Raw genomic sequence first — 21,614 nt, 5'->3', positions numbered from 1 at the left:
ACTATTTAAAAACGGCTGATTTATTCAGCCGTTTTTGTTTGTATCTCTCACACTATAAAAGGGCTTATCATGTTAGCCAAACCAGATTATTTAAATGAACTAATAAATAGCGGCGACTTTTTAACACTCAGTCGCGACAATGAATGGCATTTAGAGGCAAGTGAATTCACGCTAGTAAATGGAACGCGCGTAACCGTTCACGATACAGGCGTTATTGAATTTCAACCACAGGGCACAACAACAAAAGATGTTGTGCTTTCAAGCGCTGTACACGGTAACGAAACCGCACCTATAGAAATATGTGACGAGCTAATAAAAACCATAATAAAAGGTGAGCTTGCATTAAATCAGCGTGTGCTCTTTATATTTGGTAATCCAAAATCAATAAATATTGGCCTGCGTTTTGTAGAAGAAAACCTAAACCGTTTGTTTAACGGCCACCACACTGTTGAGGGTGTGCCAATGAATGATGAGCGCAAACGCGCTGCAAACCTAGAAGAGTATGTAACTGACTTTTTTGCACGGGGCGAGCAAGGCAGTGCACGTTATCATTATGATTTACATACTGCTATACGTGGCTCAAAAAATGAAAAATTTGCTGTGTATCCTTATCTTCATGGTAAACCATGGAAAAAATCGCAGTTACAATTTTTACTTAGCTGCGGTGTAAATACCGTATTGATGATGAAATCACCGGCAACTACATTCAGTTACTATTCTTCGTTTGTTCATGGCGCTGATTCATTCACCGTTGAACTGGGTCAAGTTAAACCGTTTGGTGAAAACGACATGGTTCGCTTTGCAAAAACCAAGCAAACGCTAACTGCATTAATTAGCCAAAAAGAAGTGCAATACCCTCAATTTAATGCAAGTGACTTTGAGCTGTTTGCCGTGCATCGCACAATTAATAGAACGCAGCAGGACTTTAGCTTTCCGTTTTCTGATGATGCAGAAAATTTCACAGGGTTTGCTAAAGGTGAGTTGCTAGCAACAGACGGCGATACCCCTTATTATGCCGATGTGGAAGGGGAAGCTATTATTTTTCCAAATGCGCACGTTGCGCTTGGGCAAAGGGCACTGCTTACCGTTATTCCTATGCAAGTAGATAGTAATTTCGTCTAATAAAACTCATCAGACCACTCGCCTTGAATATTTAACTGTATGTTTTTATTAGTTTAATAAATGCGTACAGTTAACTTTCCATATTTTTAATCGTATTTTACTTTTGTTTCGTCTTACACTTGTTGAATAACATCTTACGTTAACGTAAGGTGGTGGCAGCTTTAATTAAATACAGCGCAGATGCTGCAAAGTTTATTCGCAAGCCTCACCCATAATAAAAACTTAAAAGGGGCGCTGTATCACAGACAACAAGAGAAGGTAGGTTATGAGTAATCCAAATAACGTATCGCTGAATATTAACCACGACCTCGAGTTTATAGACGGTCATGCGCTAACTATTCCAACCCTTAGTATTTTAACTGAGGACGGCGACATTCATCCTAGTGCTACCGCACCGACTATTTCTAAACACACAGCGATTAAATTATACGAAACAATGCGTTTTATTCGCCTACTCGATGAGCGGATGCAAGGCGCGCAGCGCCAAGGCCGCGTAAGCTTTTATATGCAATGTTTAGGTGAAGAAGCCGCTGTTACTGCTTCTGCTGCCGCACTTGATCAAGATGACATGATTATGGCGCAATACCGCGAGCAAGCCGCTTTGCATTACCGTGGATTTACGCTTGACCAATTTATGAATCAAATGTTTTCTAATGAGTTAGATTTAGGAAAAGGGCGCCAAATGCCGATTCATTATGGTTCAAAAGAACTAAATTATATGACCATATCATCGCCCCTCGGTACGCAAATTCCTCAAGCTACAGGGTATGCCTACGGGCAAAAAGTAAAACACATTGACGCAAAAACCGGCGAGCTTGCAAGCACCATTGATAATGTGACGATTTGTTACTTTGGTGAGGGTGCAGCATCTGAAGGTGATTTTCATGCGGGTTTAAATATGGCTGCGGTACACAAAGCCCCTGTTATATTTTTTGCACGTAATAACGGGTATGCAATATCAACACCTGCAGATGAGCAATTTAAAGGCGATGGTATAGCATCGCGAGGCGTAGGGTATGGCATTAAAACCATACGTGTTGATGGCTCAGATGCATTAGCCGTGTTTGCAGCAACACAACAGGCCCGCGAAATTGCAGCAACGCAGGGCGAGCCGGTATTAATTGAGTCAATAGCGTACAGATTAGGTGCTCACTCAACCTCAGATGATCCAAGTGGTTACCGCTCAAAAGATGAAGAGGCCACGCATAAAGTTTGCCCAATTGATAAATTTAAAAAATGGTTGATCAAACAAGAGTGGTTAAACGAAGAGGACGATGCTAAAGCGAAAGACACTATTCGTGAAGATATTTTAGCCGCCCTTAAACGTGCTGAAAAAGTGCAAAAGCCAGCGCTTGAAGAGCTAATATCAGATGTTTACGATACGCCAATTCCCTCACTTGAGCGCCAATATAACGATTTAAAAGCACATATAAAGCAGCACCCAGATGCGTACCCAATCACAGCAGGGAGAATTAAGTAATGGCTAAAATGAACATGCTACACGCAATTAATTCTGCACTCGATATCACCATGAATGAGCACCCTCAGGCGTGTATTTTTGGTGAAGATGTTGGCTATTTTGGTGGTGTTTTTAGAGCGACCTCAGGTTTGCAAGAAAAGTACGGTAAACACCGCGTATTTAACACACCGCTTACAGAGCAAGGTATTTTAGGTTTTGCCAATGGCTTAGCCGCGTTTGGCGCACCTGCACTTGCTGAAATACAATTTGCTGATTATATTTTTCCGGCATTTGACCAAATAGTTAATGAGTCTGCCAAGTTTAGATACCGCAGTGGTAATGAATTTAACGTGGGCAATTTAACGATTCGCACCCCGTATGGTGGCGGTATTGCGGGGGGCTTATATCACTCACAATCGCCAGAGGCATACTTTGCCCATACGCCAGGGCTAAAAATAGTGGTACCGCGAAACCCTTACCAAGCAAAAGGGTTACTAAGAGCAAGTATTAAAGACGATAACCCCGTTATTTTTTTCGAGCCTAAACGTTTATACCGCGCTTCTACCGGCGAAGTACCAGAGGATGATTACACCATTGAGCTGGGTAAAGCCGAAGTAGTACAAGAAGGTACAGATATCACTGTACTTGCGTGGGGCGCGCAAATGGAAATTGTTGAAAACGCAGCAAAACAAGCCAATGAACAAGGCATTAGTTGTGAGGTGATTGACCTTAGAAGCATATTACCTTGGGATGTTGAGACAATTGCTAAGTCGGTCACTAAAACAGGACGTTTAGTGATAAGCCACGAAGCGCCTATTACCAATGGCTTTGGTGCCGAAATTGCGGCGACTATTCAGCAAGAGTGCTTTTTACACCTTGAGTCACCTATTATGCGAGTATGTGGGTTAGATACACCTTACCCATTAGCACTTGAAAAAGAATATGTGCCTGATGAGCTAAAAGTAATGGCCGCAATTAAACGATCAATGGATTTTTAGGGGATACCATGGCTAAAGATTTTATATTACCCGATATTGGTGAAGGCATTGTTGAGTGCGAAGTGGTTGAATGGCTAATACAAGAGGGTGACACAGTAAAAGAAGATCAACCCATTTGTGACGTGATGACCGATAAAGCCCTGGTGCAAATTCCGGCTGTGCACGATGGCGTAATCACTAAATTGTATTATCAAAAAGGGGAGATAGCGCAGGTTCATGCCCCCTTGTTTGCTATGAATGTAGCCGATGAGCAAAGCCAAAGCGATGAAACACACACAGAACAAGTGCAAAATACACAAAGCGACAACGCATCGTCAGAGCATTTAGAGGATTTTATTCTTCCAGATATTGGTGAGGGGATTGTTGAGTGTGAAATTGTTGATTGGCTAGTGGCCGAAGGTGATGAAATACAAGAAGATCAGGCTGTGTGTGATGTAATGACCGACAAAGCTCTTGTACAAATTCCGGCTAAATACACAGGTACAGTGCAAAAACTTTACTATCAAAAAGGTGAAATTGCTCAGGTACATAGCCCGTTATTTCAAATGAGCATAGCCGGAAGTACAGCTAAACCCAATGTAGATGTAAACGACGCCGTTGTAAAAGCACAAAGTAAAGCGGCAGATAAATCTATAGCAACGCAGCAAACAACAGCAAATAAAGTTGTTAATAAAAAAGCGGTTGCCTCTCCAGCTGTAAGGCGCAAAGCGCGAGAGCTTGATGTTGATTTAACGTGCGTACCGGGCAGCGGTAAAAATGGCCGCATTTATAAACAAGACATAGAAGAATTTATTAAAGGTGAGGTACCTAACACAATAGATACATCACCACTTAGCAGTGCTACTACTAAAAACAGCGTTACTCAAAATAAAGAGCCACAATCGCCACAAACACAAAACGGTGGTATGCGAGCAGAGCCAATTAAAGGCATTAAAGCGGCTATGGCAAAGCAAATGATGGCCTCGGTCTCTACAATCCCTCACTTTACCTTTAGTGACGAGATAGACTTAACGCAATTAATTGCCCTGCGAGCGAGTTTAAAAGAGCAGTATAAAGCGCAAGGTGTAAAGCTCACTATGATGCCATTTTTTATCAAAGCGTTATCACTTGCGATGAAAGAGTACCCAGTGCTTAATTCTAAAGTAAATGATGATTGCACTGAGCTTACCTACTTTGACGATCATAATATTGGGGTAGCAGTGGATTCAAAAGTGGGTTTGCTAGTGCCTAATATTAAATCGTGCCAATCTAAGAGTATTGTTGAAGTTGCAAACAGTTTAACAAGCCTAACTGATGCAGCACGCGAGGGACGAGTAGCGCCAGATGACTTAAAAGGGGGCACCATTAGCATTTCAAATATTGGGGCAATTGGCGGCACTATTGCGACCCCGATTATTAATAAGCCAGAAGTTGCTATTGTAGCATTAGGGAAGTTACAACACTTACCGCGCTTTGATGAAAGCGGGCAAGTTGTGAGTAAAGCTATTATGCAAGTGAGTTGGTCTGGCGATCACCGTGTTATTGATGGCGGTACAATTGCGCGCTTTAATAACTTGTGGAAATCATATTTAGAAAACCCATCGGCAATGATGATGGCTATGAGTTAATAATTAAACTTATAAAAAAACCAGCAATTTGCTGGTTTTTTGTTTTAAAGCGCGGTGTTTTTAATTAAGATACAAATGTTACTAAAAGGTAATAAAACAAACCCGCTAGGGAATATAAAAACTAACACTAAGGAATTGTAATGGAACATTATATGAACGCGCTGCGTAGCTACGCAGATTTTTCAGGACGTAATCGCCGTAAAGCATTTTGGATGTTTTACTTAATAAATTTATTAATCAGCATAGTACTAGGTGTTGTTGATGAGCTAATGGGCGTAGCTGTAATTGGTACTATCTATAGCTTGGCACTGTTAATTCCTCAATTAAGCGCAGGTGCACGCCGTTTACACGATACAGGCCGCTCTGGCTGGTGGCAGCTACTTTGGTTAGTGCCAATCATTGGCTGGATTGTTATAATTGTATTCCTTGCGCAAGACTCACATGAAGGTGAGAACGATTATGGCCCAAATCCAAAAGAGTTAGCGGCTGAACCTGTTTCTGTATAAATAATACGCTAATATTAAAAAAGCTCAGCAATTGCTGAGCTTTTTTGTACTTATGATTTTTTAAACTGTTAACTTAAAAAGTAAAGCCCGTAACCAACAACTAAAGCAGGTATAGAGGTATACAAGGTAGCAATTACAGCCGCTTTTGGCGCCATTGCAATAGCAGGAAACAACGCATCGCCATCATTTGAAATCGCATTAGCAGCTAATGCACTAAAAGGAATAATGCCCTGTATATAAAGCGTGGTTACAATTATTTGTGGCCCACAGCCAGGTAAAAAACCAATGACGACTGCAATTAACGGTGCTAAATAGGCGTAGTGCATAAACCAGGTTTTTAAATCAAGGCCTACCACACTGACTAATATTTCAAACAGCATGAACGAAGCCACCACCCAAGCAGTTACAAAATGGGTATCTTGTAATACTTTTATAAGCTTTGAAGGCGGATTACATTCATCGTCTTCAGAGGTTACTTCTTTATAGCTTTCGCCTTTAGAAGAGTAGGCCCAAATAACAACCGTAAACAGTGCCATTGCTGCACCAAATAAGCTAATACCGGTGCTGGTATATTGACCAAATTGATTAAAGTCCACATTAAATGCAATTAAAAACGCAATGATTAAACTTGGAATAATGGCAAACATCCACACAGGTTTGCTAATTTTTATTATTTTAGTGGGCAAAACTTTTACTTGGTGTTTTTGCTCTTGTGCGCTGGGACGTAAAAAATCAGGTTTGTGAATTGCATTAACTATTAATCCACACAGTGTGCCTACCACTAAACCTATAGCCATTATTGTTAAACCTTCAGTAGGGCGCGTAGCAAGCAGTAAAAAAGCAGCATCTCCCATCGTGGCGGTAAGTACAGCAACAATAGCCCCAAAGCTTGCTTGGCCTTTAGTGTATTGAGTAACCACAATAATTGCACCACCACAGCCGGGTAAAGCGCCAAGAACGGATGCAAACAGCACTTCAAGCGATTTAGATTTAGCGCTTAAGTAGCTCATTTCTAATTGAGGGATATGTTCTATTGCGTAGTAGTAAATAAGTAACGTAGCCGCTACAAATACACTAACCTGAAAAAACGCATCACTGAGAGCAGTAATGGTTATTTCGCGAAGACTAGGAACAGCTAAACATACCAATAAAAAAAGTGGTAGGAGTAAGCGTTTATTTTGGCTAACAAACCGTTTGGAAGCTGGCGTAATAAATCCTATTTGAGAGAGTAAAATCATAAGTGTGCCCCAGTTTTATTTTAACTAGGACACACTGTATACATTTTGCAAATGATAATCAATATCATTTGCATCTATTTAAATCGATAGCTCAGTTTGAGTTTTTCGATGGTAAATAACCTACGCTCAGGCGAATTACATTATTTGCGTTGAAACTCTGAGTTTTCGTACCATGCTGGCCATTGTGCTTGCTCAGAAATATCAAAGCCTACTTTATAAAACAACTGTAAGTCTTGCACCGCACCCGATAAATCCCACTCATCGCGGTATCTATCACAGGGTTGATGGTAGCAACCACGTAGCACTAAGCTCATACGTTTACGATAATTTGCTGTATCCTCATCAGCAGCAACAGTACCGCCGCCTGCATACATAGCCGGAATCCCCATGTTTGCAAATGCAAAATGATCAGAGCGGTAATAACCACCTGAAGATGGTTTAGGGTCGCCCGCTATTGTTCTACCTTGCTCTTTTGCTGCTTTGGCTAGTAGGTCGTCCATTTGCGACTTACCTAAACCTACTACGTTCATGTCTTTTACTTTACCTAATAAGTTTAGGCTATCCATGTTTATATTGGCGACTGTTTTATCGGCAGCAATAACTGGGTTAGCAGCGTAGTATTTAGATCCAAGTAAGCCTTGCTCTTCAGCCGTAACAGCTAAAAATGTCATTGAGCGAGTAGGGTGCTTTGGCAGCTTAGTAAATGCCTCTGCAACCTCAATTAGCCCCGCAGTGCCTGTGGCGTTATCGTGTGCCCCATTATAAATTTGGTCGCCCTTACGGGTTGTATCTGTACCTAGGTGATCCCAATGCGCTGAATAAATAACATGTTCATCCGCTTTTTCGCTACCCGGCAACGTGGCAATAAAGTTATACGACACCGATTTTTTAATTGTATTTTTAACATTAACCGATGCAGTTAAATCGCCCATGTCAACGTTATACGCACCTTTAGCTGCATTGGCTTTTGCAGTCTCAAAATCCAGACCCGCTTTAGCAAATAACTCTTTTGCTACTTCAGTGGTCACCCAGCCTTCAACCGCAACGCGGTCCATATTGTTGTTCTCTTTTTGAAAACCAAACTGCTCACCGCTCCATGAATTTTCAACCACTGACCACGGGTATGATGCAGGGGCTGTTTCGTGAATGATGATAGCACCGGCTGCACCTTGACGACTCGCTTCTTCATATTTATAAGTCCAACGGCCGTAGTAGGTCATTGCATCGCCGGTAAATAACGCAGGATCTTTTGTAGCAAAACCCGGATCGTTAACAAGCATTACAACAGTTTTGCCTTTTACGTCTAGGCCTTCGTAATCGTTCCAGTTATATTCAGGGGCATTTACACCGTAACCTACGAAGACAAGCTCTGAATTTTCAATCCCTTCTTGTGCGCTAATGCGGCTACTGCCCATAACCATATCTTTTTTGTATTGATAATCTTTACCACCAATACTTAATACCATATTTGAATCAGCTTCTAATGAAACAAGCGGCACTTCTTGTAAAAAGCTATCACCATTACCGGGTTCAAACCCTAATGCTTTAAATTGAGTGGTCAGATAATCAAGCGTTAACTTTTCACCTTCAGATGAAGGCGCTCTACCGCCAAATTCATCAGAGGCAAGCACTTTAATGTGCGCTGCAAGTTCATCTGCTTTAATACTGTTGTAACCATTTGTTACATCGGTAGGTGTAATACTTGTTGTTGCACAGCCAGCTAACACAGCGCCAGCAATCAGTGTGAGAGAGAAATATCGTTTCATAGTAGCTCTATTCTTGTTCTAAGATCTGATTAGTATATTAACTTCTATTAATTAGAACCAGTTTTTGCGGTAAACTGCCCGCAAATTAACAGCATAAATTGTTAAAGGTATAAATGAAGCGCTTTACTCCGCCCGAGCAATGGCAAGTTAGTAGTTTGAAAAGCGGTGCGTTTGAGCACTTACGAACACTGTTTAATATTGATAAACAAACTGATTGGCCAACCCCTGACTGGTTCACTGTGTATTTGAATGCCATTAATGCTAATAACCTCCCAATAACGTTTGAAGACGATGCAAACGTTGATTTTGGTGAGCGCTATTACGAGCAAGTCATTTTTGAAACTGGCGTAGTGCCAACACGCAGTAAAAATTGGCACGACTTATTTGGTGGCTTTATTTGGTGTTTGTTTCCAAAAACCAAGGCGCTTATTAATCAGCGTCACGTACAAGAAATAGCGCAGCATGGCTTAAAGCAACGTACTAAACATCGTAATGCACTCACATTATTTGACGAGTGCGGCGTGGTGCTTGCCATTAGTGATACTAAGTGGCAAACACTTTTAACAGAGCACCAATGGAAAACGGCATTTATAACTCATCGAGAAGAGTGGGGCAAAACAATACAACCTTTTATGTTTGGCCACGCTAATTATGAAATGCTCACAAAACCCTATATTGGTTTAACGGGTAAAGCGTTATTTGTAAGTGTACCGGATGAAATATTTTGTAAAGATTTAGTTACTCAATATCAGTACCTAGACCAAGTACTTTATGAGAAGATAAAAATAGAGCATTGCTTAGCCGATAACAAACAGCTTTCTCCATTGCCATTATTAGGTGTACCAGGATGGCATGACGCAAATGAGAATGAATCGTTCTATGATAATACCGATTACTTTAGAGCTAAACGAAGGATACGAAAATGATAGAAGTCGCAGGGCTTAAAAAAAAGTTTAAGTTAACCAAGGATCATAAAAAAAATAAAGTTGATGATATAGACCCGCGTGAAGATAAAGATTTTTTTCATTCAGTAAGAGATGTCAGCTTTCAATGTGCAAAAGGTGAAGTGTTAGGGTTACTTGGCCCTAATGGCGCGGGTAAAACTACTACATTGCGTATGCTCTCAACTGCACTTAAGCCCGATGAAGGCACAATAACTATTGCCGGCAACGACATAATTAAAAAGCCGTTAGTAGGGCGCAAGTCTATTGGTTTTTTATCCGGTTCAACTGGTTTGTATGGTCGCCTGACCGTTAAAGAAAATATTGAATACTTTGCAAAGCTTCATGGAATGAACAAAGAGCAAATAGCGGCTCGTTGTGAAGAACTTTTTACTTTGCTCGACATGCATAAATTTATTGATAAACGTGCAGAAAACCTATCTACCGGCATGAAGCAAAAAGCCAATATTGCCCGTGCTGTGGTACATCACCCAGAAGTGGTGGTACTCGATGAGCCAACCACAGGCCTTGATATCATGACCACACAAACGGTTATAAACTTTATTAAAGGCTTAAAGGCGCAAGGCACGCCTGTTATTTTTTCAACGCACCATTTAGATGAAGTAGCCCTTTTATGTGACCGTGTTGCGGTAATTAATGAAGGCGTAAGCTGCTTTGATGGCACGCTTGCTGAATTCAAACAGGCAGGTAATAGTGAAGAGCTAAACCAAGCGTTTATGAACATATTAACGGAGAAACACGATGTTTGAAGTTTTTAAAAAGGAATTAACAGAACTCTTACGCGATAAAAAAACCTTGTTGTTTGTAGTCGCTCTACCCGTTGCGGTATTTCCCTTATTATTTGCCGTTATGGCGTTTATTAGCTCTCAAGCGGCACTCGATGCTGAACAAAAGGTACATACCTACGCCATTATTAATGGCGACTACGCGCCAGAGTTTACCGAAAAAGTGTTTTATCATAAAAGCTTTGAACTTTATAAAGGTGCTAAAACCTTTAATAGCATTGAAGAGCTAAAAGAAGGGGTAATCGCAGGTGATATAGACATGGGTATATATTTACCCACTAACGCTAAACAAGCCTTAAATGATGCCCAGCAAAGTAAGTGGGAAGTGGTATTTAATGATGCTAAATCTATCAACTTTTTATTTCAGCGTGTAAAAGAGCTCGCCAAAGAATATAGCGATGCATTACAAACAGAAAAATTAATCAGTTTTGGTATTGAAAAAGAAGCCCATTTAGCACTTTTAACCCCTATTGAAGTAGTTAAGGTTGATACCGCCGATAAACGTGAAAACTTAGGTGAAAAACTAGGTGGCTTTTTGCCCTACCTACTGATTCCTATAGTTCTTATGGGCGCTACGTACCCAGCAATAGATTTAGGTGCAGGTGAAAAAGAGCGCGGTACATTAGAAACCTTATTGCTTACACCTATTACGCGTACCGAGCTGGTACTAGGCAAATTTATAACCTTACTGACAACCTCAATTGCATCAACAACTATAACTGTACTCAGTATGGGCGGGTGGATAGCCGTAGCCCTTGCATTTGCAGACCTAGAAGTAATTAAAACAGCATTTAGCACATTAGCGGTAAGTGATTTATTAATGATTTTTGTATTGTTATTACCTATTGCCGCGATATTCTCAGCATTGGCGTTAGCAATATCTATTTATGCTCGTACATTTAAAGAAGCACAAAACTACATGGCACCATTAAGTATGGGGGTGTTTTTTCCCATCATTGTATCCATTATGCCTAATGTAGAGCTAACAGCTAAAACTGCTTTTATTCCTGTTACTAATGTAGCTCTCGCAATTAAAGAAATTGTTAAAGGCACGGTAGATTACACCCTTGTAGGCTTAATATTTTTAGCAACAGCTATTATAGCCGGCGCGTTACTTACCTTTTGTGTTAAGTGGTTTAACCGCGAAGACGTTCTTTTCAGATAAAATTGTTAATTATAAAAAGCACCACTGTATTGGTGCTTTTTTGTTTCTTAAGCTACTTCTTTCAAAGCAGTTTGTATTAAGTCGTTAAATAGTTTAAGGTTATGGGCTGAATTATGGAACACAAAACAAGGATGGATTCTTGAAAATACCCCTCATTTACTTTTCACTATTGAGCGTAAGCAGTGCTTTTAGTTTGCTAAGTTATACAATTCCCGCTCAAGCAAAAACAATTCAATCGCCACCACCTGTAGGCACGTGGCAAAATAATGATGAAGACGCTGACGGTGTGCCTGATGAGCAGGACGATTATCCGTTTGATGTAAACTTAGTTAAAGCAAAGTACTATCAAGAAACGGAATTAAACGACAATTTAGCCAAAGCAGAAAACTTGACTTCAGAGATCCCATACTTTGTTTCAGGTGTAGTGCAGCATACAGCTGATTTAGATTTATTTAAATTTACAACAAATAAAGCAGAACGTGTATCTGTTGTACTAAACACGACAAACACAATTTTCAGACCAAACATTTTTATACTCAATTCAGATGGTTCGTCGGTAGAAAAAATAAAATCAAACTTTACTGCTATTGGAAATATTGGTGCCGCTGCTAATTTTACGCTTCCTGCTGCAGATACTTATTACTTAGCTATTACTGATGTTGATGCGCGAGGGAATACTGATTTTACATATAAAGCAAAACTCTTTTTTGATGTAGATATAGATTACATAGATGATGGTCTAGAGTCAGCTTTTGGATTAATTGTTAACGATATAGATTCAGATAGAGATAGAATTTTTGACGGTACAGAATTTTATGTTTATTTAGATGGTAATACATATTCACACGATGTTGACTTGGATGGTATTCCTAATTGGTTGGATGACGATAGTGATGCAGACGGTATACCAGATAAAATTGAAGGCATTTCAGATCAAGATCAAGATGGTTTGGGTAACTTTGTAGACGTTGACTCAGATGGCAATGGCAATCTCGATAAAAATGAACTTAAGGATATTCTTACTTCTTTTCCAGCCGATACTGATGGTGACAGAGTACCAAATTACGCCGATGTTGATGACGATAACGACGGGTTACTTGATGGAAATGACGCTGAACCATTAAAAATAGTTGATTCAACTTTCCCTGGCGAAGCTGATTATAAAGATATAAGTACTGTAGATTATATTTTTAAGGGCGATTCGTATAATGGGCTTTTTGTAGAGAATGGGACGCACAAAATAAAGGGTAGAGGACTTGAAACCGAGGGCATACTCGTATTCAAACGAACTAATAATTTACCACCTATCAATAAAAAAGTATCATCATTGCTAGATGTTCCCTTTGTGCTGCCTGAGCATACCCAATCTATGTATTTTTTTGCTAAGGGTAAACGTTCCAATTCAATTAATGTGATTAAATCAAACCGTAACCTTCCATTAATATTAAAACCAGAACTTGATTACTATTCGGTGGGTGACACCTTAAGTCTATCGGGACAACATTTTTCTGATGATACGCTTGTTTTTATTGATAATATAAAAACTAAACCTTCAATTATAAATACCGAAAAGTTGACCTTTGTTGTTCCTGACGGCGTCAGATCTCAAGCTAAATTAACAGCCAAAACAACTTATGGTACAAGTAATACAGTCACAGTTAAAATTGGTGATGAAGTACTTTTAGATTACAGCCAATTGAACATACCCAATAAGATATTAGCACCATTATTAGTTACTTCTTTAAAATCACCGATAAATCAAGAAGAGCAGCTTGGTGATGATTTAAACGTTAATTATATTTTTGGCGGTGATAGTGATGTTGTTATGGCGCTTTATATTGACGAGAACAAAGAGCCCTATGAATTTATTAATACTATGGTTTTTCAATCAGATAAAAATATTTTGATTACGCCAATTCATATAGCAGCATCTTCTGTATGGTATAGCGGTGCTTTAGGTAACAATATAGAACAAATTAATTGGAAAGAAGAGTTTAACGCGCTTAGTTCTAACGAAGACGTTAAAGTATTTGCCAACTTTATTGAAGCAAATTTAAGTAACCCTCGTTATATTGATGATAATTCAGCCAAGTACCGCTCACTTTTAAATAAAGCAATAGCGAGTTCAAAAGACTCAATATCAAACTGATAAGCAGCATCAATAAGTTATTTATTTTCAAACAGTAAAAACCAAAACTTAGTTAAGGATAATTATGAAACTCTATAAATTATTACCATTGTTTTTATTTTTTTCTTACTCCGCGAGTGCGGTACCCGATAAAGATTTTTTTGTTCAAAAGTGCTACGACAATGCTATAAAAATTGTGAACAAGGATTTTGATTCATATATAAAGGACTTTCACCCCAATGCTGAAGCTAAAGAAAAAGCTAAAAAGTACTTAAATAAAATGTTTTTAAAAAAAGCAGATAAGTATAATGAGTCTATTAAAACAGCAGGTTATGAACCTGAAGAATTCATAATTATAAATGAAAATGAAAATAACTTTTTGTTTGATATAGAAAAAAAAGTTCAAGTGGGAATTGGCTTTTTAAATATAAAAACTGGCCGTTCTTATTTTCTTTGTGAGTTTGGTTTGGATAAAGATACAAAAAAATGGTATAAAACGAGCATTTAATAAAAGTAGTCATTAAGCACCTTATTTACTGAAAGCTTAATAAATAAGGTGCTTTTTAATTGGTACAAGTTTTAATTTTAAAAGGAGCAGTATGCGCAATATAGTGATTACCGTCAGTTTAGTTTTATTAACGGGTTGCACCAATGGCGAAATTAAAATGACCTCGTTTAAAAAGTTTAAACCAGCTGATGATAAAGGTCACCCTTTCCATAGTGTGTTTTTTAATATCGAAGGAAATAATAAACAAGAATACTGTGAAATAAGTTTCCCCGGTAAAATCCTTGAAAACAAAGCGGAGATCGATGGCCCAGGTATTAACAACTTAATGATTGGGTGTTCGTTTGATGGCTATAAAAATGTAGGCATGCCAATAACATCAGAGTACTTTAATACAACACTTAAATTTATTGGTGGAAATAAAGCCACGCTTAATTTTCATGGTGAATTAGTGGCGGATCATGGTGTAAGTTATGAAGCAAGAACTGTTGGCCCTGTAGAGTTTGAATATTCATTGTAAATTGGTTAGCTAAATAGTTTTTACTGCATCGCAATACGCTAGAAGAAGGAACCTTTAAAACGTGAAAGATTCACTCTCGCACTATATATATAACAATGTAAAAAACATGCCTGTTTTTGCACATAATGATAATTATAAACTAAAAAATACGGGGCGCTGGCCACAAAAAACAACAAAACAGTGGTTGATGTTTTTTGTAATAAATACACTTGTTGCCGTTATTTTTGGATTAATCGGCATAGACCTTACCCCCAATAAATATCCTACCTATTCAGATCCACAACTAATCCAATCAATAGTTTTAAATTTATTACTCATAAATACAATCCGCTTTGTTATATGGGTTAACCATAGTATTAAATGTGCCAAAGATTTAACCGTAGATAAACACACAGGCTGTGTAGAACCCATTGAATTAACTAAGCCGGTTAAAGTAACGGTAAAAGCATTTCCGACTAAAAGTACTGAGTTTAAAATTATTACCGGAGCGGTAATTGAATACCAGAACAATAAAAAACAGGCTTTTAATCGCTTATCGATATTACAGCTTCCTGAGTTTGTAGATTGGTTAAAAGAGAAGCATGGTGTAAGTATTGATTTCAAAACTTCATTAATTACAAAATTCCCACTGTATTTTTTATTGTTAATCATTTTTTGCTTGATGATTTTGTTATTTTTTATCTAACCCTATCACAAGGGATTTCTGATTTTATAAAAGAGGCTTTATGGACTTTTTGTGTAATAAATTTAGGCGATTAACTAACTCATATAACGCGGATGAACGCCTTGAGAAAGATAGTAAGGCCGATTTAACAACGTACCCTTTATTAAATAACTTTACTAAAAAACAACTCTACCTACACAGTGTAGTAGCTTACATTGTTGGGTTTTTATTAACCTGTTTTTTTATAAGTGAAGGTAGGGTGTACGATACTAATAATAGGCCTGAATATGTTGTACTTTATTTTACCGGCTTTTACTTTGCTGTTTTAATCGCGTTTCTGTTTTTTAAACGTGGCAACAAACAATCAATTACTCTGTATCAAGACTATTTTGAATTTAAAGGCACTGGTAGTGTAAATAAAAAGTTTTACTATCGGGATATTGAAGAAATAACCGTGGGTAAATTTGATTACACCATAGTAAAGCGTATTCGTGGAACGGTTAGTCGCCATGAAAATATTAAACTCCCATTTTTTACTCATGCTACATTTTTATTTACTAATAAAGACACGCTGACAATTAATCGAATAAACCTTTTTATGCTGCCTGAAATAATAGAAGTAATGGTCAAAAGAACAGCTGTTGAAGTATCTTATTTATTTCCACCAGTCATTAAGGCTATAGCAATTATGTTTGCAGCACTTTTTGTAACTGTACTTACAAGTATTGTTATTGTTCAAACATACTTAATTTGATAGCTGTTAATTGATATTTTAACTTTGTTAAATTGGCGTAGCGGTTAAAAATAATGAAACACAAGGAATAAATGTGAAAAATAAAACATTAATAACGGCCATAGTAGGGTGCTTATTTAGTGCATCAACTGTTGCAATGGAGCGTTTTCATGGAGTTGAAGATGGTTCAGATGAAAATTTAAAATCAGTATGTAAAGATTATATGGTAAACAGTTATTTAAAAAATGATCCCGCACTGTTTTTTTATTTATTACCTGAATCAGTAAAAAATATGGAAGATAAAATTGAGAAAAGCTGGTTTGATGACCATACCAAAAAGTTTGGTGACGAGCCAATCACTGAGTATGAATTTTTAGAGATCAGTAATAATATAGAAAAAGGAGCTTACAAAGGAAAAGCCACAAAAACTATTAGGCTTGAATTTAAAGCTGGGAAAATGGATAAAACTAAAAGAAGCCTCTGTTATTTTAAGCAATCAGAAAATGGCCGTTGGTATTTAGGTCAAAAACCTTAAACTCAATAAGGAAGGCTTAGCCTTCCTTTTTCATCATTAAAAATTCATTTGTCGTGTTGGTGTATCAATGAGTTATAAATTACAAAAACAAAGTAATGAGCAGCTAATATTTACAGATAATGGCGGAGTCTCAGGGGTTATATTTCACTTTTTGTTAATGTGCTTAGGCGCATGGCTAATTTATATTAGTGTTATAGGTATATATGAAACAGGCGAGCTAGTTTGGTCCAGTATAATAATTTTATTGGGTTTGGTGCTGTGCACGCCGGTATTAAAAGTCAATAAAGTAATACTAAGCGCTAAAAATAAAGATATTGTCAGTACACGCTCTTGGCTTGGCTTTGTTACTAAAAAAAAGCATATTATTAATTCACAGTTATCCCTTGTTGAAGTAAGTGGCTTTACAACCGGTGAGTTTGAAAAATTCTTTGATCCAGAAAAGCCAGTACTAGAACATTTTTCAATGAAGTTTTTTAGTTATCCAGAGCTCACAATGAACGTTGCGACACTTTCAGATATTTTAAAATCAGTTGCTTTTTTAGAGGCGCATTTTGATACTGATTTGGCGTTGGTTGCTGGTAATCGTAGGCATAAATTAAGTATTGATGGATTAAAAACTAAAAGCACAGAGTCAGCTGATATTCCTAATGACCGTTACTTTAAACAAAGTAACGGTGGTGAGTTAATAATAACTGCCAGACCCGTTACATCACCGCAATTTTGCTCGCTCTTAATGCTAATTTGGTTGTTTACATTATTTACTATTTGGTTTTTATTTAACCATGCAGACCTTGTAGGAGCTCAATATTTACCAGCCGCTCTACAGTCAGTTTTATCGGTAGTACTCATTGTGTTAGGGGGTTATTTAAGTATGTTAGTTATGGGCCGTAAGCGGTTTAACGTAAGCAATGGCGATTTAATAGTTAAAGCTACTGGGGTCAAAAACAAAGTTATAAAGCTAGACGATGTGTGGGGCGCTGCCAAAGTCGCGCGAAGGACTTACCTGCTAACTAAATCTGGCACGATTTGTTTAGGTTATAACTTACCAAGAAAATACAGTATCGCCATACATGATTGGTTTGCAAAATCTATCAATAACTAGGTGCCTATAGATATGTAAGTTTGAATGGTTGTATTAAATTAGGTACGATGACATCATAAACTAAAAAAGAATAAATTTTAGGCAAATAATTGTTACTTTAGCGGACTAATCAACAAGGATGGATTCTTGAAAATACCTCTATTTTATATCTCATTACTAAGCGTAAGCTGTGCTGTTAGCTCTCTAACATATACAACACACGTCCACGCAAAAACAGTCCAATCGTCATCGCATGTAGGCACGTGGAAAAACAAAGATGAAGACGGCGATGGCGTGTCTGATGAAAAGGATGTTAGCCCTTTCAATAGCGAGCTAAGTCAATGGACTACCTACGAGGATCTTGAGCCAAATAATTCTCATATTAGTGCTAATAATGAAAATAATTTATTACCTTTATTGGCTCAGGGTATTATCAGTCAAAAAGAAGATAAAGACACATTTCGTTTTAATATTGAAGAACCAACGGTTATAAGCGTAGTTATTCATGCAACCGATCCTAACTTCACCCCACGAGCATTTATTTTAGGTAAAGATAATGCTTCATTACAAGCTTATAAGGATATTTCACCGTCGTTTGGGCAGTTGAGATTTGTTGCTTCGTATCAAATTCGTGAACCTGGCAATTATCATTTGTCTTTGTCTGATGAGCATTACCGCGGGCAGCAGTCTTATAGTTATGATGTTAGCGTTTTCGAAGATTTGAATGTTAATGGCATTGCTGATTTTACTGAAGCCGCGCTTGGTATGAGTAACCTAAATAAAAGCGACAAAGATAACGATGGCGCTAAGGATGCGGCTGAATATTATATTTATAAGCATAACCGTGTTTTTGCCCAAGATATAGATAATGACGGTATTCCAAATTGGGAGGATACTGACTCAGATGGAGATGGGATATTAGATGAGCGCGAAGGAATAAAAGATAATGACTCAGATGGATTACTGTCTCGTTTTGATACAGATTCAGATAACGATGGCGTACTTGATGAAACTTTTGCTACAAATGGCAGATTAAAAGACAGTGATTTTGACGGTGAGCCAGATTACAGAGATATTGATGATGACGGTGATTTAGTCATAGATTCACACGATCAAAACCCAGTAGAAAAAATCGGCACTGCAGATTTACTCAGCCCAGAAAATATGGATTTAGTAAATTTAAATTATAATTATCTAAATCAGTATTTAATACCTGATTTAGTTATTGAGAATGAATCTGCAATTATAAAATACAATGGTAAACAATCCTCTGGCTGGTTAGTTATTCAGTTCGATGACCACTTTATAAATTTACCTAAAACAGTTGAAAATAATCAATTAAAATTTAATGTACCATTTGGTGCTAAGTCTGTTTTTTATACAAATGGACATTATAAAAGTAACACTCTTGATATTAGTTTGTCACCAAAAGGTACGCCAATTATTATCGCCGAACAAGCCACTTTGGCAGGTAATTTAGCAATCAATTCAAGTTTAGGAAATACACTTACAATTCAAGGTGATTACTTTTACCCTGACTCTTTAATAGTGATTGGTGATAAAGAGTACACACCAGATTCCATATCTTTAAACAAGTTAATTTTGAAGTAACTAAAACAATTAGTTCTGGAGAGCTAAAAGTTAAAACAAGTTATGGTTATTCAAATAGTATTGAGTTTGAACTTGTATCAACTAAGGAAATCATTTTAGCGAATGAATTTGATGCGATATCGAGTGATATTATAATAAGCTCGTTTACTGGTGTTGATTATAATTTCACTAACGGAACAACAAATATAAATACAAGTGGCCATTTTTACTCTGGCTTTTTTGTTAAGAATAAATCAGGTGAAAATTATCCGTATTATATTTATCTAGAAGGGTTAGAAAATGACTTTTCACCTTTACACCTTGCAATATCTAGTGTGTGGTTTGATCTTAGGCCAGATCGAGTGCTTTCTAAGGCAGATAGCCTAAAGTTCTATGACGCACTAAAGCAGTTAAAAGAGGTGTTAAATTTAGCAAGTTATATTAGTACTCAAGCCAACACTTATAAAATACTTGATAAGAAATACCATGAACTTTTAAATACAGCGAGTATCGCTGGTGGAGAGATGTTGAATAGGCGAAAAATTAATAATGGCAATTAAATTAGCTGGCATTAGATCTATAGTTTTACAGCCTAACAGCAATAAGGAAATTATTATGGCAAGAATAACCAAAATATTAAGTAGTTTTATATTTTTAGCATGTTCATTCTCAGCACTTGCTGATGAAGTACCGGACGAGCTTAAAACAATGAGTAAAGCAATTGTTGATAGCTACCTAGTAAACGACAGTAGTGAATTTTTAGCCCAATACCACCCAAGATTGGGCAAAGCAATGGAAGAATACTCTAAAGGTAAAGTTGAACGTTTGTTTGAACATAAAAGAGGCGATATACATGAACATAAATGGGACAGTATTGAGCTCTAAACAAAAAGGTCTGGTTACAAAAAGTTTGATTCTCGAATGCAAAAACGTTTTTTTCCTAACCTCAATACACACTTCATAGTTTATTATGATCTAAAAAGATATAAACATAGTTCATTAATTGTTTTCGATTATATAAAGGAAGATGGCAAGTGGTATTTGGTTAACTAATGAAAGACTCGTTATCAAAATTAATTACAAATAATGTAGAAAATATGCAGCCTTTTGCACAGGGCGGCAACTACAGCTTAAAAAATACAGGCTATTGGCCACAAAAAACCATCGGCCAGTGGACTATTTTTTATTTGGTAAACTTAATTGTGTCTGTGTTACTTGGGTTGCTGGGTATTGATTTTTTCCCGCAACCTACACATCAAGCATTTCACTTACAAACGCAGGTGTTGGTGTCAGCGCCGATTAATATGGTGCTGATAAGTGGCTTTAGGCTAGCGCTTTGGGTTCATGATAGCAAACGAAAAGCCCAGCCCATTGAAGTAAATAAAGCCAGTGGCTGTATCGCTCCTGTCAGTGGTATAAAACCAATTAAAGCAACTGTAAAAGCGTTTCCCAAAAGTCATGTTGAACAGGGGAGGTTTCATATTTTTACAGGTTTACAAGTTGAATATGATGATAATACCAAACAACAGTTTAACCGGTTATCAGTACTTCAGTTACCAGAGTTAGTAGCTTGGCTTGAGTCAACTAAAGGTGTAGAGGTTACTTTTAAAACATCATTAATAAAAAAAGTGCCTGTTTGGTTTGCTAACACACTGTTACTTATTGTAGCGACTGTGATGGCAATACGCTTATACCAGTTGTTTTTAACTTAATTAAATTTTCAATTTAGATAATATAAATTAGTGGGAATATAAATGAAGAATATAAGTCTACTTGGCGCATCACTTTTATTATTAGCAGGGTGTGGCAATGGCACTATAAATATTGTTGGTGTACAAAAATTCGAAGCCCCAAAAGAATTATATGAAGGTTATACAACACCACCGCGATTATTTTTAGAAATAGAAGGTGGCGAAGAAGATGAAATCTGCGAAGTGGACTTTCCTATCGATGTACTTAAAAACAAACAAGCCATAGATGAAAGTGGAATTGTACCTACTTTGAGTGTAACGTGTGACTATGATGGCATTAGTGGGGTAGGTGATAGAGTCGACTCTGAGTACGAACATGTAAAACTCAATTTTTTAGAGGGGAATAAAGCGGTTATAAGTGTAAAAGCTAAGCTTATGGTTTCGTCTGAAGATAGGTATTACGAAACACAAACAGTGGAGCCACTTGAGTTCGAATACGCCTATTAAAACAATTTTTTAACGATTAAATTACAATATTAACGGACTAATCAACAAGGAT

Annotated in this window: 21 protein-coding genes; 19 read left to right on the top strand and 2 right to left on the bottom strand. The window is 37.5% G+C overall.

Translation table 11 applies throughout. From position 1 onward, the window contains the following. Positions 1-69 precede the first annotated feature (69 nt). From astE to PAT01_RS01845, 5 genes are all read left to right on the top strand, one after another. Positions 70-1,122: a succinylglutamate desuccinylase gene (astE, locus tag PAT01_RS01865; protein ID WP_138576488.1), complete on the top strand. Its 1,053-nt coding sequence runs from the start codon at positions 70-72 to the stop codon at positions 1,120-1,122. A gap of 265 nt (positions 1,123-1,387) precedes the next feature. After that, entirely contained in the window at positions 1,388-2,602 is a 1,215-nt protein-coding gene (locus tag PAT01_RS01860; protein WP_138576486.1) for a thiamine pyrophosphate-dependent dehydrogenase E1 component subunit alpha, read from the top strand. Beyond that, on the top strand, positions 2,602-3,579 hold the full coding sequence (locus PAT01_RS01855; RefSeq protein WP_138576484.1) for an alpha-ketoacid dehydrogenase subunit beta: 978 nt from the start codon (positions 2,602-2,604) through the stop codon (positions 3,577-3,579). Before PAT01_RS01860 ends, PAT01_RS01855 begins: the two co-directional genes overlap by 1 nt. An 8-nt stretch (positions 3,580-3,587) precedes the next feature. Continuing rightward, positions 3,588-5,186 carry a dihydrolipoyllysine-residue acetyltransferase gene (locus tag PAT01_RS01850; RefSeq protein WP_138576482.1) on the top strand — a complete coding sequence of 533 codons (1,599 nt, stop codon included), beginning with the start codon at positions 3,588-3,590 and terminating at the stop codon, positions 5,184-5,186. Between the two features lie 140 nt (positions 5,187-5,326). Then, a complete protein-coding gene (locus PAT01_RS01845; protein ID WP_054982556.1) occupies positions 5,327-5,692 on the top strand; it encodes a DUF805 domain-containing protein in 366 nt (121 codons plus the stop codon). 68 nt (positions 5,693-5,760) lie between these two features. Here PAT01_RS01845 and PAT01_RS01840 read toward each other — a convergent pair whose 3' ends face one another. Both PAT01_RS01840 and PAT01_RS01835 read right to left on the bottom strand, forming a co-directional pair. Next, a complete protein-coding gene (locus PAT01_RS01840; RefSeq protein ID WP_096739586.1) occupies positions 5,761-6,930 on the bottom strand; it encodes a putative manganese transporter in 1,170 nt (389 codons plus the stop codon). A gap of 140 nt (positions 6,931-7,070) precedes the next feature. Continuing rightward, entirely contained in the window at positions 7,071-8,696 is a 1,626-nt protein-coding gene (locus PAT01_RS01835) for a M28 family metallopeptidase (RefSeq protein ID WP_138576480.1), read from the bottom strand. A 113-nt stretch (positions 8,697-8,809) separates the two neighbouring features. Between PAT01_RS01835 and PAT01_RS01830 the strand changes: the two genes are divergently transcribed. From PAT01_RS01830 to PAT01_RS01765, 14 genes are all read left to right on the top strand, one after another. Further along, positions 8,810-9,622, top strand: coding sequence for a DUF3025 domain-containing protein (locus tag PAT01_RS01830; RefSeq protein WP_154944537.1), 813 nt, complete (start codon positions 8,810-8,812; stop codon positions 9,620-9,622). Next, positions 9,619-10,407, top strand: coding sequence for an ABC transporter ATP-binding protein (locus tag PAT01_RS01825; RefSeq protein WP_024033559.1), 789 nt, complete (start codon positions 9,619-9,621; stop codon positions 10,405-10,407). Before PAT01_RS01830 ends, PAT01_RS01825 begins: the two co-directional genes overlap by 4 nt. Continuing rightward, complete coding sequence (locus PAT01_RS01820) at positions 10,400-11,608, top strand: ABC transporter permease (RefSeq protein ID WP_138576476.1); 1,209 nt, start codon at positions 10,400-10,402, stop codon at positions 11,606-11,608. The genes PAT01_RS01825 and PAT01_RS01820 overlap by 8 nt, the downstream gene beginning before the upstream one ends. 139 nt (positions 11,609-11,747) lie before the next feature. Next, complete coding sequence (locus PAT01_RS01815; protein ID WP_138576474.1) at positions 11,748-13,757, top strand: IPT/TIG domain-containing protein; 2,010 nt, start codon at positions 11,748-11,750, stop codon at positions 13,755-13,757. A 64-nt stretch (positions 13,758-13,821) separates the two neighbouring features. Next, positions 13,822-14,244, top strand: a complete 423-nt coding sequence (locus PAT01_RS01810) for a hypothetical protein (RefSeq protein ID WP_096739590.1) — start codon at positions 13,822-13,824, stop codon at positions 14,242-14,244. Between the two features lie 91 nt (positions 14,245-14,335). Then, a complete protein-coding gene (locus PAT01_RS01805; protein ID WP_138576472.1) occupies positions 14,336-14,761 on the top strand; it encodes a hypothetical protein in 426 nt (141 codons plus the stop codon). 61 nt (positions 14,762-14,822) lie between these two features. Beyond that, the gene (locus PAT01_RS01800; RefSeq protein WP_096739592.1) at positions 14,823-15,446 is read left to right on the top strand and encodes a hypothetical protein; all 624 of its coding nucleotides are present in this window, start codon (positions 14,823-14,825) and stop codon (positions 15,444-15,446) included. A 40-nt stretch (positions 15,447-15,486) separates the two neighbouring features. Then, on the top strand, positions 15,487-16,179 hold the full coding sequence (locus PAT01_RS01795) for a hypothetical protein (protein ID WP_138576470.1): 693 nt from the start codon (positions 15,487-15,489) through the stop codon (positions 16,177-16,179). 73 nt (positions 16,180-16,252) lie between these two features. Further along, positions 16,253-16,693 carry a hypothetical protein gene (locus PAT01_RS01790; protein ID WP_096739593.1) on the top strand — a complete coding sequence of 147 codons (441 nt, stop codon included), beginning with the start codon at positions 16,253-16,255 and terminating at the stop codon, positions 16,691-16,693. A gap of 67 nt (positions 16,694-16,760) precedes the next feature. Further along, on the top strand, positions 16,761-17,795 hold the full coding sequence (locus tag PAT01_RS01785) for a hypothetical protein (RefSeq protein ID WP_138576468.1): 1,035 nt from the start codon (positions 16,761-16,763) through the stop codon (positions 17,793-17,795). 126 nt (positions 17,796-17,921) lie between these two features. After that, the gene (locus tag PAT01_RS01780) at positions 17,922-19,385 is read left to right on the top strand and encodes a hypothetical protein (protein ID WP_154944535.1); all 1,464 of its coding nucleotides are present in this window, start codon (positions 17,922-17,924) and stop codon (positions 19,383-19,385) included. Between the two features lie 594 nt (positions 19,386-19,979). Beyond that, positions 19,980-20,249, top strand: coding sequence for a hypothetical protein (locus PAT01_RS01775; protein ID WP_138576464.1), 270 nt, complete (start codon positions 19,980-19,982; stop codon positions 20,247-20,249). A 167-nt stretch (positions 20,250-20,416) separates the two neighbouring features. Further along, on the top strand, positions 20,417-21,076 hold the full coding sequence (locus tag PAT01_RS01770) for a hypothetical protein (protein WP_096739597.1): 660 nt from the start codon (positions 20,417-20,419) through the stop codon (positions 21,074-21,076). 42 nt (positions 21,077-21,118) lie between these two features. Continuing rightward, entirely contained in the window at positions 21,119-21,562 is a 444-nt protein-coding gene (locus PAT01_RS01765) for a hypothetical protein (RefSeq protein WP_096041681.1), read from the top strand. The last annotated feature ends 52 nt before the right edge of the window (positions 21,563-21,614 follow it).

The sequence above is a fragment of the Pseudoalteromonas atlantica genome, from assembly GCA_007988745.1.
Classification (GTDB): domain Bacteria; phylum Pseudomonadota; class Gammaproteobacteria; order Enterobacterales; family Alteromonadaceae; genus Pseudoalteromonas; species Pseudoalteromonas atlantica.
This window is presented reverse-complemented; position numbering and strand designations above follow the sequence as displayed.

Bases quoted from the DNA above. Each gene is read 5' to 3' on its own strand.
- PAT01_RS01830 (WP_154944537.1), top strand. From the start codon at position 8,810: ATGAAGCGCTTTACTCCGCCCGAGCAATGGCAAGTTAGTAGTTTGAAA.
- PAT01_RS01845 (WP_054982556.1), top strand. From the start codon at position 5,327: ATGGAACATTATATGAACGCGCTGCGTAGCTACGCAGATTTTTCAGGA.
- PAT01_RS01860 (WP_138576486.1), top strand. From the start codon at position 1,388: ATGAGTAATCCAAATAACGTATCGCTGAATATTAACCACGACCTCGAG.
- PAT01_RS01810 (WP_096739590.1), top strand. From the start codon at position 13,822: ATGAAACTCTATAAATTATTACCATTGTTTTTATTTTTTTCTTACTCC.
- PAT01_RS01795 (WP_138576470.1), top strand. From the start codon at position 15,487: ATGGACTTTTTGTGTAATAAATTTAGGCGATTAACTAACTCATATAAC.
- PAT01_RS01765 (WP_096041681.1), top strand. From the start codon at position 21,119: ATGAAGAATATAAGTCTACTTGGCGCATCACTTTTATTATTAGCAGGG.
- PAT01_RS01785 (WP_138576468.1), top strand. From the start codon at position 16,761: ATGAGTTATAAATTACAAAAACAAAGTAATGAGCAGCTAATATTTACA.
- PAT01_RS01770 (WP_096739597.1), top strand. From the start codon at position 20,417: ATGAAAGACTCGTTATCAAAATTAATTACAAATAATGTAGAAAATATG.
- PAT01_RS01835 (WP_138576480.1), bottom strand. From the start codon at position 8,696: ATGAAACGATATTTCTCTCTCACACTGATTGCTGGCGCTGTGTTAGCT.
- PAT01_RS01840 (WP_096739586.1), bottom strand. From the start codon at position 6,930: ATGATTTTACTCTCTCAAATAGGATTTATTACGCCAGCTTCCAAACGG.
- PAT01_RS01825 (WP_024033559.1), top strand. From the start codon at position 9,619: ATGATAGAAGTCGCAGGGCTTAAAAAAAAGTTTAAGTTAACCAAGGAT.
- PAT01_RS01820 (WP_138576476.1), top strand. From the start codon at position 10,400: ATGTTTGAAGTTTTTAAAAAGGAATTAACAGAACTCTTACGCGATAAA.
- PAT01_RS01850 (WP_138576482.1), top strand. From the start codon at position 3,588: ATGGCTAAAGATTTTATATTACCCGATATTGGTGAAGGCATTGTTGAG.
- PAT01_RS01805 (WP_138576472.1), top strand. From the start codon at position 14,336: ATGCGCAATATAGTGATTACCGTCAGTTTAGTTTTATTAACGGGTTGC.
- astE (WP_138576488.1), top strand. From the start codon at position 70: ATGTTAGCCAAACCAGATTATTTAAATGAACTAATAAATAGCGGCGAC.
- PAT01_RS01775 (WP_138576464.1), top strand. From the start codon at position 19,980: ATGGCAAGAATAACCAAAATATTAAGTAGTTTTATATTTTTAGCATGT.
- PAT01_RS01855 (WP_138576484.1), top strand. From the start codon at position 2,602: ATGGCTAAAATGAACATGCTACACGCAATTAATTCTGCACTCGATATC.